At 40.5% G+C, this 16,582-nt stretch carries 18 protein-coding genes; 1 reads left to right on the top strand and 17 read right to left on the bottom strand.

What is annotated here, in order from left to right; genetic code table 11:
* Positions 1-30: 30 nt before the first annotated feature.
* Positions 31-870 carry a MurR/RpiR family transcriptional regulator gene (locus tag K1I56_RS06775; protein WP_118228641.1) on the top strand — a complete coding sequence of 280 codons (840 nt, stop codon included), beginning with the start codon at positions 31-33 and terminating at the stop codon, positions 868-870.
* A 97-nt stretch (positions 871-967) separates the two neighbouring features.
* Here K1I56_RS06775 and K1I56_RS06770 read toward each other — a convergent pair whose 3' ends face one another.
* The 17 genes from K1I56_RS06770 to adhE all read right to left on the bottom strand — a co-directional run bounded on the left by K1I56_RS06770 (position 968) and on the right by adhE (position 16,530).
* Complete coding sequence (locus tag K1I56_RS06770) at positions 968-1,855, bottom strand: ROK family protein (protein WP_201089625.1); 888 nt, start codon at positions 1,853-1,855, stop codon at positions 968-970.
* A 15-nt stretch (positions 1,856-1,870) separates the two neighbouring features.
* Positions 1,871-2,788 carry a dihydrodipicolinate synthase family protein gene (locus K1I56_RS06765; protein WP_037608222.1) on the bottom strand — a complete coding sequence of 306 codons (918 nt, stop codon included), beginning with the start codon at positions 2,786-2,788 and terminating at the stop codon, positions 1,871-1,873.
* 31 nt (positions 2,789-2,819) lie between these two features.
* A complete protein-coding gene (locus K1I56_RS06760; RefSeq protein ID WP_201089627.1) occupies positions 2,820-3,926 on the bottom strand; it encodes a Gfo/Idh/MocA family protein in 1,107 nt (368 codons plus the stop codon).
* A 25-nt stretch (positions 3,927-3,951) separates the two neighbouring features.
* The gene (locus tag K1I56_RS06755; RefSeq protein WP_201089639.1) at positions 3,952-4,785 is read right to left on the bottom strand and encodes a carbohydrate ABC transporter permease; all 834 of its coding nucleotides are present in this window, start codon (positions 4,783-4,785) and stop codon (positions 3,952-3,954) included.
* On the bottom strand, positions 4,785-5,669 hold the full coding sequence (locus tag K1I56_RS06750; protein ID WP_006595263.1) for a carbohydrate ABC transporter permease: 885 nt from the start codon (positions 5,667-5,669) through the stop codon (positions 4,785-4,787). The genes K1I56_RS06755 and K1I56_RS06750 overlap by 1 nt, the downstream gene beginning before the upstream one ends.
* Before the next feature lie 53 nt (positions 5,670-5,722).
* The gene (locus tag K1I56_RS06745; protein ID WP_045760114.1) at positions 5,723-7,072 is read right to left on the bottom strand and encodes an ABC transporter substrate-binding protein; all 1,350 of its coding nucleotides are present in this window, start codon (positions 7,070-7,072) and stop codon (positions 5,723-5,725) included.
* 113 nt (positions 7,073-7,185) lie between these two features.
* Positions 7,186-7,638: a NanQ anomerase/TabA/YiaL family protein gene (locus K1I56_RS06740; RefSeq protein WP_045760113.1), complete on the bottom strand. Its 453-nt coding sequence runs from the start codon at positions 7,636-7,638 to the stop codon at positions 7,186-7,188.
* Positions 7,639-7,799: 161 nt separating this feature from the next.
* A complete protein-coding gene (locus K1I56_RS06735; RefSeq protein WP_003009406.1) occupies positions 7,800-8,498 on the bottom strand; it encodes an N-acetylmannosamine-6-phosphate 2-epimerase in 699 nt (232 codons plus the stop codon).
* Between the two features lie 170 nt (positions 8,499-8,668).
* Positions 8,669-9,055 carry an ABC transporter permease gene (locus K1I56_RS06730; RefSeq protein WP_223325590.1) on the bottom strand — a complete coding sequence of 129 codons (387 nt, stop codon included), beginning with the start codon at positions 9,053-9,055 and terminating at the stop codon, positions 8,669-8,671.
* Between the two features lie 108 nt (positions 9,056-9,163).
* Positions 9,164-9,658: a DUF6568 family protein gene (locus K1I56_RS06725; protein ID WP_205012044.1), complete on the bottom strand. Its 495-nt coding sequence runs from the start codon at positions 9,656-9,658 to the stop codon at positions 9,164-9,166.
* Between the two features lie 74 nt (positions 9,659-9,732).
* Positions 9,733-10,056: a hypothetical protein gene (locus K1I56_RS06720; protein ID WP_195487718.1), complete on the bottom strand. Its 324-nt coding sequence runs from the start codon at positions 10,054-10,056 to the stop codon at positions 9,733-9,735.
* A gap of 163 nt (positions 10,057-10,219) precedes the next feature.
* A complete protein-coding gene (locus tag K1I56_RS06715; RefSeq protein ID WP_223325589.1) occupies positions 10,220-11,131 on the bottom strand; it encodes a helix-turn-helix domain-containing protein in 912 nt (303 codons plus the stop codon).
* Between the two features lie 79 nt (positions 11,132-11,210).
* Positions 11,211-12,263, bottom strand: coding sequence for a zinc-dependent alcohol dehydrogenase family protein (locus K1I56_RS06710; RefSeq protein ID WP_223325588.1), 1,053 nt, complete (start codon positions 12,261-12,263; stop codon positions 11,211-11,213).
* Positions 12,264-12,426: 163 nt separating this feature from the next.
* Positions 12,427-12,750, bottom strand: coding sequence for a hypothetical protein (locus tag K1I56_RS06705; RefSeq protein ID WP_223325587.1), 324 nt, complete (start codon positions 12,748-12,750; stop codon positions 12,427-12,429).
* Positions 12,750-13,055: a hypothetical protein gene (locus K1I56_RS06700; protein ID WP_049472664.1), complete on the bottom strand. Its 306-nt coding sequence runs from the start codon at positions 13,053-13,055 to the stop codon at positions 12,750-12,752. The genes K1I56_RS06705 and K1I56_RS06700 overlap by 1 nt, the downstream gene beginning before the upstream one ends.
* A gap of 13 nt (positions 13,056-13,068) precedes the next feature.
* Complete coding sequence (locus K1I56_RS06695; protein ID WP_223325586.1) at positions 13,069-13,626, bottom strand: hypothetical protein; 558 nt, start codon at positions 13,624-13,626, stop codon at positions 13,069-13,071.
* Positions 13,627-13,878: 252 nt separating this feature from the next.
* Positions 13,879-16,530: a bifunctional acetaldehyde-CoA/alcohol dehydrogenase gene (adhE, locus tag K1I56_RS06690; RefSeq protein WP_223325585.1), complete on the bottom strand. Its 2,652-nt coding sequence runs from the start codon at positions 16,528-16,530 to the stop codon at positions 13,879-13,881.
* Positions 16,531-16,582: the final 52 nt, after the last annotated feature.

The following is a 16,582-nucleotide window of genomic DNA, read 5'->3' as shown; positions in this document are numbered from 1 at the left end:
TATTTCATCTCGTGAGAAAGGAGGATTGCTGTGAAACAAGATCAAGATTTACGCGCCATTATCGCCAGCCATGAAGCTGAGTTAACAGATATGGAACGCGACATTGCCCAATATTTTTTATCATCCGAAGCACGACAGCACTCCCTGTCCTCTTCTCGTGTAACGGAGTTACTCCATGTCTCAAAGGCAGCTTTGACGCGTTTCTCTCAAAAATGTGGTTTTTCCGGCTATCGGGAATTTGTCTATCACTTTAACGAAGAAACCAAAAATCAAAAACAGGTGCAAGTGCATGACGAACTGACGCTGAGCGTCTTGCAACGCTACCACCATATCAGTAACGTCACTGAAAGTCTGGTAAAAGATTCTCAATTAGATCGGGTAGCTGAACTAATCGATCAAGTAGACCGAGTCTATTTCTTCGGGATCGGTAGTTCCGGTTTAGTCGCTCGAGAAATGAAATTGCGCTTTATGCGACTAGGCGTCGTTTGTGAAGCCCTGACTGATCAAGACGGCTTTGCCTGGACGACCAGTATTCTCGATTCCTCTTGTTTAGTCATCGGTTTCTCATTGTCAGGAGGCACCAACTCCATTACAGATAGTCTCCTGGACGCCAAAGAAAAAGGGGCTAAAACGGTTCTTGTGACCGCTAACCCGGCTGCCATCCACCAAGGATTCACAGAAGTGTTACCGGCCGCACCTCTTCCTAGTAGTACCTATATCGATCGAATCTCCGCCATTTTACCACTCCTCATTGTGGTCGATTTGATCTATGCTCATTTCCTTAATAAAAGCCGAGAACAAAAGGAAATTGTCTTTAATAGCTACTGGGAAAACAAAAAACTTTCTAATCAACGTTCTCGAAAATCTTAATATGGTCTCCCTATTTAAAAAGCATGAAAGATCAGGCTTTCTTCATCTTTCATGCTTTTTTTGATGAATCAAAAACAAGTCGCCAACGCGACTTGTTTTATGTTTCATGTTTTTGTCTAAAGTGGTAGTAGGCCCCCAACATACCCGCAGCGTTTTGATGGTGGGCAAATTCCAAACGGATCTTATCTGCTAGGCTAGGAACCAGTTCGGCACACAGGGCTTGATAGATTTTTGGCTTGAGGATGGCTTCCTGAGCCATAATCCCCCCTCCAAGAACGATGACCTCTGGATTGACCACATAGGCGATATTGGCCAGTCCTTTTCCGAGGTAGGCCACCATTCGATCAATTCCAGCCATGCAGATTTTATCTCCTTCTGTTGCCCGCTTAAAGATCCGGCGACCATTCCACTGTTCCACAGGATCACCATGATGTTCTGCCACATACTCGACCAAAGCAGTTGTTGAAGCTAGATCCTGAAAGGCACCATCTGGCAAATGAAGATAGCCAACCTCACAGGCTGAATTGCTAAAACCATGAAAGACCTGACCATCAAGCAAGAGGCAACCGCCGATCCCTGTCCCAATTGTCAGGCAAACAGCATTGTTCGATCCTTTTGCATGGCCTGTAGTGACCTCTGCGAGACCGGCACAGTTGACATCATTTTCAATCTCGCAAGGGATCTGAAAGGTCTCTTCGATTTCCTTTTTGAATTGGGTGCCTGCATAGTTGGGAATTTGTGGGCCTGCATAAAAGATTTCTCCCTTATCAGGATCGACCATTCCGGCCGAAGAAATCGCAACCCCTGCCAAGGGATGCTTCTTCAAATAACGGGCTACGATTTCCTTTGTTGTGTTAAGAATGTGAGGTCCTCCTTTTTGGGCCTCCGTTGGCATTTCATGGGTCTCTAGGAGTTGCCCTTTTGCATCGGTTAGACCATACTTGATACTGGTCCCTCCGATATCAATTACAACATATGGATTCATCTAGACCTCCTTTGATCAAAGGAATCTGGCTTTTGTGTCCTGAATGAGTTGAGCAGCACGTTGAATCACTTCTTGATCCGCTTCTACTACTGGCGTCAAAGGGGAGCGAACAGATCCCAAGTCCAAACCTTCATTGATGCGCAAAACCGCTTTGATGACCGCATACATATTGCCATGAGCAGACGTCAAGACTCCAATAATGTCATTGATGGCAAACTGCAGGGCACGCGCAGTCTCCAAGTCTTTCTCAGCAATCAGCTGATTGAGCTTCAAGAAAAGTTCTGGCATCGCACCATAGGTGCCACCGATCCCAGCATGCGCTCCCATGAGACGGCCACCTAAGAATTGTTCATCCGGACCATTAAAGACGATGTGGTCGTCGCCTCCTAAAGAAGCAAAGGTTTGAATGTCCTGAACAGGCATCGAAGAATTCTTGACCCCAATCACCCGTGGGTTTTTCAACATTTCCTTGTAAAGGCTCGGTGTCAAAGCGACCCCTGCCAATTGCGGGATATTGTAGATGACAAAGTCTGTATTGGGTGCGGCTGCACTGATTTCATTCCAGTAGTGGGCCACACTGTATTCTGGCAAGCGGAAATAGATCGGTGGAATGGCCGCAATGGCATCCACTCCTAGTTCTTCTGCATGTCGTGCCAATTCCACGCTATCCTTGGTGTTGTTGCAGGCTACGTGAGCAATGATGGTCAATTTCCCTTTAGCCACTGCCATGACTTCTTCCAAGATCAGCTTGCGATCGGCCACGCTCTGGTAGATACATTCGCCAGAGGATCCGTTGACATACAAGCCCTGCACACCTTTCGCGATAAAATATTCTACCAGCGCACGCACCCGCTCCGGGCTAATTTCTCCTTGGTCATCATAGCAGGCGTAAAAAGCGGGGATGACTCCTTCATATTTTTTTAAATCTGACATTTTTCCTCCTTTTGTCGTATCAGTAATGTTATTAACCCATGATCTCTGATAATTTAACTTTTCGGTCCTCATTAATGGAACGAGTACAAGCATCAGCAGACGCAATTGCTTCTAGCGCCGCTTCTCCGGTTAATAGTTTTTCAAATTCTTTTGATACAGGAGCACCATTCATTATGTCATGAAGATATTTCATTTCTTTATCAATAACAGAAGATAGCCATAATGGAGTTCGTTTCCCTGGTTTACCATAAGCAATGGCACCATCCATCTCAGTGCTATGATAAATTCTTGTGCGGTCATCATCCTCTTCCTGAGATTCATGAATTAAGAAATAAGTTTTTTTTCCGTCTACTTTTAGAGTACCTTTACAATTAAATAGGTCTAATTTTATAGCACCCTTTGTTCCCTGAATCAAGACATAGTGTTCTCCCCAACGATAGGCAGAGCCCCATTCAAGCAAGGCAAATCGCTTACCAGGAAATTCCATATTGACAAAAATCATGTCATCTTCATCACCAAAGTTTTCTCCTTGGTGAGCTACATTTCCACCTGTCATCGTAACTGTTTCAGGAATACCTCCCATTAAAAATTGAACGCAATCCAACTCATGGATATGGTGGTAAAGATGGCCTCCTGATTTTTCACGAATTTTTTTCCATGAAATGGATGGTTGTTGTTCTTCCCAGCCATTTCTAGCTGTATGACAGTATAAAACGTCCCCAATAACCCCTTGATTGATCAATTCTTTAGCATGATGGACACCATTAAAGAAATTCATAATGTGACCAGCCATGAAAATCACACCATTTTCTTTACATGTTTCTACCATCTCTTTACAATCTTCATATGATAAAGCAATTGGTTTTTCACAGAATACATTTTTTCCATTCTGAGCAGCTTTAATAACAGGTTCTTTATGCAGATTATTAGGCGAGGCAACGATCACACAGTCTACATCATCACTTTGAACCAATTCATCTAGTGACGAAGCCACTCGTGCTCCTAATTCTTCTGCTACAGCTTCTGCATTTTCCGGATCATACACCACTGTAATTACTGCACCGTCATTTTTTTTCATATATCTTGCTAATTCAGCACCAAAGTATCCTGTGCCGACAACACCATAATTTACAACCATTGTTTTTCTCCTATTTCTATTTTTACTATTTTACGGATCCTTCAGAAAGACCACTTGCGATTTTATTTTGGATAATTGAGAAGAAGATAATTGAAGGCAATACCACAATTACGGATGCCGCCATCATATCTCCCCAATCCAGTATTTCCGAGCCATTTAATGAACGCAAAGCCACCGCAACAGTCATTTTACTTGTATCGTTGATCAAGATCAATGCATAAAGAAATTCATTCCAGGCATTGATAAAGGTATAGATCGCTGTAGCAACAATTCCTGGCGCTACAATTGGTAATACCACTTTATAGAAGGTAACAAATTTATTCGCACCATCTATTTTTGCTGCTTCCTCAATTCCAATTGGAACTGTTTGGAAGAACCCTACTAACAACCACACCGCATAAGGAACACTAAATGAAAGATAAACAATCATTAAACCAATTAAACTATTGGTCAATCCAACTTTTGCAATGGCAATTGAATAAGGAATTGCCAACAAAATCGGAGGGAAGATATAGGTAATTACCAGCAATCGGGACATAATCGCCCCTAATTTTGGAAAGAATCGAACAATACCATAAGCAGCCATTGCAGAAATGATAATAGCGATAACTGTTGTCGTTAATGCGATTAACAGGCTATTTTTTATATTGTTTATAAAATGTAGATCATTAATGACATGCGTAAAATAATCTAGAGTAAACTGTTTAGGCCAAAATCTTGTTGGAAATTGGGTTAATTCACCTTTGCCTTTTACAGAAGATAGGAGGATCCAAACTAAAGGAAAAATTGCAATAATAGTTGAAATAACTAAAATAACATGGGATCCAATATCAAGGAGTACATTTGTTCTTCTCTTCATCATTTTCTACCCTCCTTCTCCCATTTACTGATAACTCCAAAGTAAATGAAACATACTGCCAATAAGAAAATAAATAGCAAGACTGTTACCGCTGAGGCACGCCCAAGAAGTTTTGTTCCCCAACCGAGATTATATGCAAATATTGGCAATGTTGTTGTTGCGTTTGAAGGGCCACCACCAGTAATCAGATAAATAATATCAAAGTTATTAAAGATCCATACTGTTCTCAGTACAACAAGTAATCCGACTACTACTTTAATATGAGGTAAAATTACAAATCGAAAAACTTGCCAACTGGAAGCTCCGTCTATCCTAGCGGCTTCAAACTGTTCTTCCGGAACCGTTTGTAAGGCAGATAGAACATTGACCATGATCATAGGGGCACCAAACCAAATATTAATAAACACTAAACAGATGAAAGCCCACGTACTTTCTGTCAAAAATCCAGGGACGTGATTCATCAGTCCTAATTTCACAATCAAGTTAGGTAGATAACCATATACTCCATTTAAGATCCATTGCCAAGAAAAGGCAATGACAATAGTTGGGAACGCCCAAGGAACAATCAACAATGTCCTATATAACTTCTTAAAGCGTCTTACTCTATGCAATGCAAGTGCTAATACAAAACCAACAAGCACTTGTCCCAAAAGAGAAAAGACTGTCCACTTAAGGGAATTAAAGAAGGCATTGTAGAAATTAGGGTCCGATAAAACTGCTTTATAGTTTGCCAATCCTACAAATTTATACCTTGGCATGATCAAATGTTTGTTTGTAAAGCTAAAATAGATGCTGGAGAAAAATGGATAAACAAATAATAGTCCAACAATGATAATAGCAGGTAATACAAACACCCATCGAGTCAAATTTCTATTTTTGACCATATGCTTATTCCTCTCTAAAAACAGAGGCCACATAATTGTAGCCTCTGCTATCATTATTTAACATCAACTGCTACAGTTTCAAATAAATCATTCAATTGTTTTTCTGCATCCTTAGCAGCCTCCATTGGATCTTTACCATTTGTAATAATATCTTGGAACATTTGTTCAATGATATGTTGGTTTGTTAACATTCCAGCTTGAACACTTGGACCATTTTCATATCCAATAGCTGTACCTTTTTCTGCTGCTTTTGTAATAACTTCTTCTGCATGTTGGAATTTCTTACGGATGTCATTATCTTTATAGGCTGGATCATCGCTAATTCCTTTGATGGCAGGCAACATTCCAACAGGAGTTGAATCCAAGAAACGAATGTAGTCTTTCTTTTCATACAAAGATTCTAAGAATGCCTTCGCTACTTCTGGATGTTTTGAATTCTTCCAAACTACCAATGGAATATTAGAAGTTTCAATACCATAATCTTTATCTGATTCTTTTACTTTTGGAATCGGATAAGCATCAATCGCATCAATTAGTTGAGGACTATTTGCTTGGATACCACCAATATGGAATCCTGAGTTAAAGTCAAAGGCTGTCTTTCCTTGATAGAACAAAGTAGCTTGTTGCAAGACATTAAAGTTCAATGAATCTTTAGGAGAAAATTCCTTGTACATTTTCACCCAATATTTAATTCCATCTTGAGCCAATTTGCTTGTCAAGTTAGCTTTCAAATCTTTTGTCAACAGACTTCCACCACCGCTTCGTACGTAGAAATTCAAGAAGCGTGTCCCCATCAAATCATTTGTCCCAAAAGGAACAGACAATCCATAAACTCCATTTTCTTTTAATTTTTTAGAAGCTTCATACAACTGGTCCCATGTTTTTGGAACTTCAATATTATATTGTTTCAATAAATCAGTGCGAACCCACATGACCTGAGCATGTGAATACAAAGGAACGGAATAAAAATTGCCATCAACCTTCGCTTCATCTAATGCTGTTTTATTAAATTTATCTTCTCCGATTTTCTTAACAGAATCATTCAATGGAACTAAAGCATCTGAATTGACCATTTCCATAACTTGGTTTGGTAATGCTGTACTAATATCTGGAACATTGCCATTCGCTAAACCTGTTGTCCATTTTGTATAAAAGTCATTCCACGAGAAGGTTTCAATTTTAATTTTAACTTTTGGATGCTTCTTCATGAACTCATCAGCTGATTTTTGAATACTTTCTAACCGAGGTCCCTGAGTAAATGAGTGCCACATTACAATTTCACCAGATAATTCTCCAGATTTATTACTTCCTTCTGCATCATTTTTTGAAGATGAACATGCAGTGACAAACAATGCGAATAACGCGAGAACCAAAGCGAAAAGAATTTTCTTACTATTTTTCATTGTTTTCCTCTTTCTATTTTTAATACAAAATATGTAATCAGTGCTTTGAAGCCTTAACTTCTCCGAAAAAACTAACTATATCGCTTATCTCCTCCATTTTCTATTTGACATATCTAATCAATCGCAATTTTGAATAGATACTTTCTGACTATTTCTTCCTGACCTGAATAGCCATTTGGTTGGTGAGGTTCACCAGGGAAGAAGACTGCAAAATTATGATAGCCCAAATGAAGTGGATAGAATTTCTCACAATGAACAAAGCCAATATCACTTGCTTCATCAAATGGAATAGCTTCATCTAGGATACGGGAACCGTAGCTAGAAAATTCATGTCCTTCAACTAATAAATGAAGGTCGGCATAACGGCGATGATGTTCAAAGCGATCATTTTCATCTTTGTTAAGGGTGTTTTCTTGGACAACGAGAAAGACCTTGTCACCGTCGATATCATATCTCCCTAGCTCAAAAGAATCTTTCCGGTGTTCATAGAGAAAATCAATCGCTTGATCCAGATTAGGATGAATCCCTTTGTACAATTTTATGTTTATTAAATCATCAAATATCATCTATTTCTCCTTTTACACTAGATTTATGTTGCAGAAAGTTAAGCAAATATGACTTCCTTCTTGAAATCTTCATCGTTATCCTTCACTGAAACATTCTCATTAAATGAATTCGACTACTCTCTATTCGGTCTCCTCCTCCTTCAATCTACTGTTTTGTTTTCTCATTTTAAGGCTGCGACAAAGCGCTCGGTGATCTCTTTTGGTCGGGTAATGGCGCCGCCTACAACGATCCCGCGAACCCCGAGATCATGGATTTTCTTGGCCTGATCCGGATAGTGGATCTTACCTTCTGCGATGACATCCACTCCTGCTTGGCAGAGACTATGGATCAGTTCAAAATCTGGACCATCAACCTTCGGACTGTAGTCCGTATATCCTGAAAGGGTTGTTCCGACAAAGTCCACTCCCGCTTCGACAGCTGTCAATCCTTCTTCCAGAGTCGAAATATCAGCCATCAAGAGTTGGTCAGGATATTTCTCTTTGACTTGATGGATAAAGTCACTAATCGAAAGACCATCATGACGCGGACGTTTGGTACAATCAAGCGCAATGACCGCGATATCCAAAGCTGCCAGCTCATCGACTTCTTTCATAGTAGCCGTGATAAAGGGTTCTTCAGGTGGGTAATCACGTTTGATAATCCCAATAATTGGTAACTTGGTCACTTCCTTGATTTCCTTGATATCCCGGACACTATTGGCTCGGATTCCGACAGCTCCACCCTGTTCAGCCGCTTTGACCAAGAGAGGAATGACTCCTCCTGCTTCTGTATAGAGCGGTTCATGAGGGAGAGCTTGACAAGAAACAATGATGCCGTCTTTGATTTGTTCAATCAGTTCATCTTTTGTAATCTTTGACATAACTCCTTCTCCTTTGATAATAAGGCAACTCGAGTACTTGTAAATTGATTATAATCTATTTTTAAAGCGCTTACAATATTAATCGTGCAATTGGATTATAGTTTCACATTTTAGGCAAAAATAAAAAGATCTCTGAAACTAGTTTCAGAGATCTAGGACATGGTGATTCCCTAAGCCATCTTTTGAGTCGCTTTTTCCTTTACGACAAATACAAAGCCAATAGAGCCGACGACGGCACCAAGCAAGATCCAATAGAGCACATCTGACGAAACAATTGGCCCTGCCAAGAGACGTGATAATAAAAAGAGATCGATATACAGTCGGGTATCCCGGTAGAAGTTCCAATTGAAATGGTAGCTACCTTCTGGGTACTGACGTGTCGATACAGGCGGTTGAAAGACCTGCAACAGAATCAAAATCCCTACAAAAGCAAGATAAGCTAGGCTAACTACCGAAAGCGGAGCCTGCATCATCAAAGCTACAGCTGCTAAAAGCAAGACCAAGAGCCAGAAATGGAAGTCCATCCAGAATTCATGATGGTAACGAAAGCCTTTCATAAGATCACACCTTTCTATTATGTAATCGTTTTCTGCACTTATATTATAAGACTATAATAGGTTATTTACAAGCAATATGAAGTGAAAATTATAAATTTATATATGATATTAATTTTCTATCATTTTATTAATCCACTCAGATAAAACATCATCTTCATGTAATATTTCGTATGCCCCATCTTTTTTAAAATATAACAAAGCAGGTACTCCATCTATACTAAATTTTTGATAAAACTCCTGTATTCTAGGATTTTTTGAATCTGACTCAGTATCTAAATAGTAGACTTTGTTATTTGACTTTAATAAAAGCTCATTTAACATTGGCACAAACTCTCTACAAAATGGACAAGATTCTCTGCCTATATATACAAAACTGTTATTTTTTAAATTTCTATCTATGATATTTCCAGCACTTACTTTTGTATAATTTGTTACTATAGAGCGATACAATCTTTTCATTTTTAATTCATAATCTTTATCGATTTCAACTTTTGTTAATTGTAAATTTTCTTTATCAGCCAATCCTGATGATAAAACACAAGCATTTAACTGGCATAGAAGAATAATACCTAGCATTAATTTACTAAATTTCTTAAAATTCATTTCACGAACCATATTAATAATAACAAACAAAGGAGGATTATTTTAACGTAATCTTATAAACTATTTCCTTTTAATCATACATTATAGCACTTGTACGCTACGTTACCAAGTTCTCTAATTACAGATACCCACCCACCAGCTGGGGACACAGCAACTCCAAACAAAGACCAAATACAATCTATTTGTCGTTGAGTCAAATGAGCTGAAGCATTACCATCTTTGAGACAATAGCGCTTATAGGTTGTACTGTTTTTATTCATATCTCCACAAACACCACGGTCCCGTGAAATTGTTGCTTCAATGGGCTTTATAGCATTGGCACTAACTGGAGATACAAAAGATCCTATTAAGGAGAATCCTATAATCGAAAGAAGTATCATTTTTTTAATATTTTTCATATCATCACCTTCTCTACTTAATTGTTAAATTAGTATTTTTAATCAACTAAAAATACTAAAGATAGTACAGTTACAATTACTCCCAACATCTGGCTTATCCTCCTTTATTCGCTTTCGATAGTAATAGTATCACTTTAAAAATAAAATGGACATGACATAAATGTCATGTCCATTTTATTTTTATATGTTTTTCCATTTCTTTTTTTATTTTATTTTCAAGATCAAATTCGCCAAATGAATGAGCACAAACCATCGCTTGGTGATAAAATACTTTTGCTTTTTCTATATCTTTTTCCACGTAGAATGCATAGGTTCCTTTCATCATATCTATACCCGGCTGTTGTTGAAAATATTGAGTTTCTTGTACCAATTTATCCAATTCATCTATATATGGACCCAACTGTTCATAATCTTCATCTTGATATAAGATAGAAGTCATCGCTATCAAATTTCTGGTTATTAAATATAGGCTCGTTTTATCAGATGAATCTTTGGTTGCAATCATTTTATCAACTAAAATCATGGCATCTCTTTTATCCTTGGCTCTCGCGAGACACTTGAACAAAAATAATTTGATGATTAATAGATCATTTTGAGAAAATTCTTTTTTAGTCATCAATTGCCCAAAATATTCCTCAATCAAATTTTCTCCATATTCAGCTTTCTCAGTTGAAAAAACATTTAACGCTGCATCTACAGCTTCAATAGCAACTTGTTCCTCTTCTGGTAAATCTTCAAAATACGATTCGTAAATCTCATCAAAATAGGATTCCTTTAGTCTTATCCGTTCTTCATCCCCATATGTCATAAAATGAGTAACTAGAAATTTCAACTCTAGATATCTACGAGGTAACACCGCTTTATCATGATCTACAATATTCGATACTGGAATACCCAGCATATTCGCAATATATTCTAATTTTTTTAAGCTAGGCAAAGACTCCCCCTTTTCAATACGTACTAACTGACGAACTGTTAATTCACTTTCATCGTTACAAAGTACTTCTCTCGTCAACCCCTTTTCTTCTCTTAATCGTCTTAGTTTTTCCCCAATTTCACTTTTTATATCTCTCATCTCTTAATCCTCTGAAAAAGGGCTAGAAGTTACCTCCCAGCCCTACTAAAAAAACTATGAACAAAGATTAGTTAACCTTTCATTGACTAATGTCATTTTCGATAATGACCTTAAGCGCATTGTTTTCGCCAGCATGTTTGAAGATTTCGTATGCCTTCTCTGCCTCTGAAAGTTTGAAGTGGTGGGTAATGAGCTTGGTTGCATCGATCTTGCCTGATTTCAAGACATTGAGCAACATTTCAGTGGTATTAGCATTGACAAGACCGGTGTTGAGGGTAATGTTCTTGATCCACAATTCGTCCAAATTAAAGCTAACTGGTTTTCCGTGAACACCGACATTGGCAATATGACCACCGACAGAGATGACGTTTTGGCAGACATCAAAGGTAGCAGGATAACCCACACATTCCATTGAAATATCGACACCACGACCATCCGTCACATCATTGATAAAGGCCTTAATTTCAGCGATATCACTGGAGCAGATGGTGTGAGTTGCCCCAAATTTCTTAGCTGCTTCAAGACGAGATTCAGATAAGTCCACCATGATAATCGTAGCTGGTGAGAAGAATTGAACGGTCAAAAGAGCCGCAAGGCCAATCGGACCAGCTCCAACGATACAGACATTGTCCCCTGGTTTCACATGAGATGGAAGCACCCCGATTTCATAAGATGTTGGGAGAATGTCTGAGAGCATGACCAAGGCTTCGTCATCCACAGTTTCAGGCGCATGATAAAGACTGCCATCCGCATGTGGAATATGCACATATTCTGCTTGGGTCCCATTGATTAAGTGACCCAAAATCCAACCACCATCTTCACAGTGAGAAGGCAGACTACGTTTACAGTAGTAGCAGGTATTACAAGCTGTGACACAAGAGATGATAACCTTGTCGCCCACCTTGAAGTTATTCACTGCATCGCCGACTTCTTCGACGATCCCGATGCCTTCGTGGCCTAAAATCGTGCCTTCTTTACAAGCCGGAACATCTCCTCCTAGGATGTGAAGGTCTGTCCCACAGATGGTTGTCTTCAAGACACGCACAATGGCATCCGTTGGGTTTTTGATCACTGGCTTTGGTTGATCAAGCAGTTGCAGATTGCCTGCAGATACATAAGTTGCAGCTTTCATAAGCGACTCCTTTTCTTTGTTGGTTTGATAAAACCATTTTATTTTCGTCTATTTGTGAATATTATAACACACTAAGTAAACGCTTACAATATTTTATGAGCACATTTTTAAAAGTTTTTTGAGCAAACAAAAACATTCCTCTTATCTCTACCAGAGGAATGTTTCAATCACCTTTTTCTAATTGTTGGCGCTGCTTATAGTACTCTTGCTGCTCGCGCTCACGCTCTTCTTCTAAACGCTCTTCATAGCGCTTGAGTTCTGCCTCAAACTCTTCTTGCAAGGCAAATAAACGCTCCAAGCCACTTTGAGCCTCCGCACTTGGGGCTTGAAAATGCAGGGCACTCAGCCAGTCTACTAAATTTTCTGTATGTTGGCGGACATCCATACGCATATCCGCATAATCCCACTCCAACTCGCTAAGTTTCTGGTTGAAGCGGTAATGTCGATCTTCTAGTTGTTCTAATTCACTATTTCCTGAATGGTACATCACATACCTCCTTTAATCGGACTCAATAAAATCGGCTTCTTCACTGCTTTCAGTGCTGTTTCTACCGCGTCCGCTGCTCCTCCTGTAAATCCGTCTTTCAAATCACTAACTAAGGTCGTTGTAGCAAAAGAGCGCATCTTTTCGGATTGACCGCCCAAGGTTACCTGCAAACTCATCCCTTCCAACATCATCAAGGCTTTCTGCGTTGCAATCAAACTTCTGATCGCAATCCGCTCTTGCTCCTTTTTAATCTCTCGATGGAGCTCCTCAATTCGTTCTCTGTCCTCTCCCAGGATCTCTAACATCTTTTTCTCCTACTTATGAAAAATCAAAGGCCGTCGCTTGTCCCTTGTCCAAGTCCACCAATTGGGCTGATGCAGCCTCCAGCTGACCTGCCAAGTCTGACAAGCGAGTAGAGTAGGCCTTTGCTTGGGCAAGGTTTTCCGCCTCTACTGCTTGGTCCCAACAAGTATCCATGGAGAACTCTCCTAATAGTTGCTCCACTTCTGCATCTGTTAAAAATTGGGCCATGCTGTGGGCCATTTGTGACACCTCAGCGACCTTATAGGAAACCGTCTCCTTAGCCTCTTCCAGCTTATCCTTGACTTCTGCCTCAAAGGCAGTTGCTTGCGCTGAAGCATTCTGTGCTACTGCTAGCACCAATTCCTCCCGCAATTGAATGGTCTGGGTCCCAGACGCGCTCGCTAGTTGCTGATGGAGGCTAGAAATGCTTGGCTTTTCCTGCCCATACATGGAGACCACCGAAGCAGATGATGGCTGATTTTCTGAAGTGGGTGTTTCCCGATCTCGTTGGGGCATTTCAATAATTTTCTGTGCCTGATCTTGTCTTCCTTGCACGTCACCTTCTAACTCCATTTGAGATGGCCTCCTTTCTTGGATTTGTTTTTTCATTTCCTATAACTGAAAAAGGATCATAACCCTTCAGCTACAGGCAGATTCATACACTATAGGGTAACATAAAATAGCTCGGAATGCTATAAAAATAACACAATTTTTGAAAAAAAGTCTAATTTTTTATGAAAAAACGAGTTTTGGACCCAAATAGCAAAAATCCCCCACTTTTACGAGTGAGGGATAGCTGATAAACATCAGTTGTTCCTTGGCGTCTTATTTACGACGTCCTGGACGTTCCTTGTAACCATAGTAAGCATCTTCGATGATTTCTTGCATATGGTCTACCATTGGAAGACGTGGATTAGCTGGTGAACATTGATCTTCGTAAGCAAGGAAGGCCAATTCACGAGAATGTTTCTTCCATTCTTTTTCATCGATGCCTTGTGCTTTGAAGTTCATTTCGATACCACAGCGTTCACCGAGTTCGTATACAGCTTTTGCGTAAGCTTCAACGGCTTCTTCTGGTGTAGAGCATGGAAGTCCTAGCATACGAGCGATATCTTGGTATTTTTCATCTGCACGGTAGTAGTTGTACTTAGGCCATGTAGCTGTCTTAGCAGGGCGTGTACCGTTGTAGCGGATAACGTATGGAAGCAAGATAGCATTGGTCCGTCCGTGGATGGTGTGGAATTGCGCACCGATCTTGTGGGCCATGGAGTGAGAAATACCGAGGAAGGCATTGGCGAAGGCCATACCTGCGATGGTTGACGCATTGTGCATCTTTTCGCGTGAATGGAAGTCCGCATTCTTGACTGAGCTTTCCAAGTTTTCAAAGACAAGTTTAATAGCTTGAAGAGCAAGACCATCTGTGAAGTCGCTAGCCATTTGTGATACGTAAGCTTCAGTCGCGTGAGTCAATACATCCATACCAGTATCAGCCGCAACAAATCCAGGAACTGTCAATACCAAGGCAGGGTCTACGATAGCAACGGTTGGTGTCAATGAGTAGTCAGCGATTGGGTATTTACGGTTGTTGGCTTTATCAGAGATAACGGCAAATGGTGTTACTTCAGATCCTGTCCCAGATGTAGTTGGGATCGCGATGAATTTAGTTTTCTTACCAAGCAATGGGAATTTGAAGGCACGTTTACGGATATCCATGAATTTTTGAACCAAGTCACGGAAGTCCACTTCTGGTTGTTCGTAGAAGAGCCACATTACTTTGGCCGCATCCATTGGAGATCCACCGCCGAGAGCGACGATAGTATCTGGTTTGAAGGCACGCATGATCTCTGTACCACGTTCAACAGTTGTGATATCTGGATCTGGTTCTACGTCTGCAAAGATTTGGTAAACCACCTTGTTGCGACGAAGGTCAAGCTGTTCGATGATACGATCAAGGAAACCAAGCTCTACCATAGCGTGGTCTGTAACGATCATGACACGTTCAACGTCACGACATTTTTGTAGGTATTCAATTGAATCACGTTCAAAGTATGTTTTTGAAGGAAGTTTCATCCATTGCATGTTATTTCTCCGGCGTCCGACTTTTTTGATATTCAAGAGGTTGATGGCACTAACGTTGTCCCCAACAGAGTTGCGTCCGTAAGAACCACATCCAAGTGTCAATGATGGCAAGAAGGCATTGTAAACATCCCCGATACCACCGAAAGTCGAAGGAGAGTTGCAGATCACACGAATGGCTTTAACTGCTTTACCAAATTCTTTGGTCAATTCTTCGTCAGCTGTATGGATGGCAGCTGAGTGACCAAGACCGTTGAATTCAACCATTTGGCGAGCTTTGTTAATTCCGTCTTCACGGCTTTCAGATTTCAAGACAGCGATGACTGGTGACAATTTTTCACGAGTCAACGGTTCTTTTTCGCCAACTTCTTTACATTCTGCTGCAAGGATATTGGTTCCTTCTGGAACAGAGAAACCAGCTTGTTCAGCGATCCATGCTGCTGGTTTCCCAACGATGTCCGCATTTAATTTCGCACCAGCGCAGTTCTTGCTGTTGGCTTTTACGCCGAAGCAGAACTCTTCAAGAAGGGCTTTTTCTTTTTTGTTGACAAAGTAAGTATGGTAAGATTTGAATTCTTCAACAAACTCATCGTAGATTTCTTTATCGATGATAACCGCTTGTTCAGACGCACAGACCATACCGTTGTCAAATGATTTAGACATGACGATATCGTGTGCTGCTTGGCGGATATTGGCTGATTTTTCAACATAAGCAGGTACGTTTCCGGCACCGACCCCAAGAGCTGGTTTTCCACAAGAATAAGCGGCTTTTACCATGGCGTTACCACCAGTCGCAAGGATCGTAGCAACTCCTTCATGGTTCATAAGGGCACTAGTTGCTTCCATAGAAGGTTGGGTAATCCATTGCACACAGTTCTCAGGTGCTCCAGCTGCAATTGCCGCATCGCGTACGATTTGTGCCGCATGAGCAGATGATTCTTGAGCAGATGGGTGGAAGGCAAAGACGATAGGGTTCCGTGTTTTCAATGAAATCAAGGCTTTAAAGATTGCTGTTGAAGTAGGGTTTGTTGTAGGAGTGATCCCGCAGACAACTCCGACTGGCTCTGCAATCAGCGTTAAACCAGTGACGTCATCTTCTGAAATGACACCAACTGTCTTGGTGTGACGCATGTTGTTCACAACGTGTTCACAAGCGAATAAGTTTTTTGTTGCCTTGTCTTCAAAGACCCCACGACCAGTTTCTTCATAAGCATGAAGAGCAAGCTCACCGTGTGCGTCAAGAGCAGCTACAGATGCTTTCGCTACAATGTAGTCCACTTGCTCCTGGTTCAATTTGCGCATTTCTTCAAGCGCCACCAGCGCTTTTTGCACCAACTCGTCTACGTGTTTTTCAGCAGCGAGTTTCTTTTCTTCAGGTGAGAGAGTTTTTTTATCAGCCATTTGATGCTTTCCTCCAATGTTTGAAACCCTTATCCTTTTCTAGAACTTTTTC

Origin of the sequence: Streptococcus parasanguinis, assembly GCF_019929185.1 — a bacterium.
Taxonomy (GTDB): Bacteria; Bacillota; Bacilli; order Lactobacillales; family Streptococcaceae; genus Streptococcus; species Streptococcus parasanguinis_O.
Note: the sequence above shows the minus strand (reverse complement) of the source record. Positions and strands in the feature narration are given on the sequence as shown.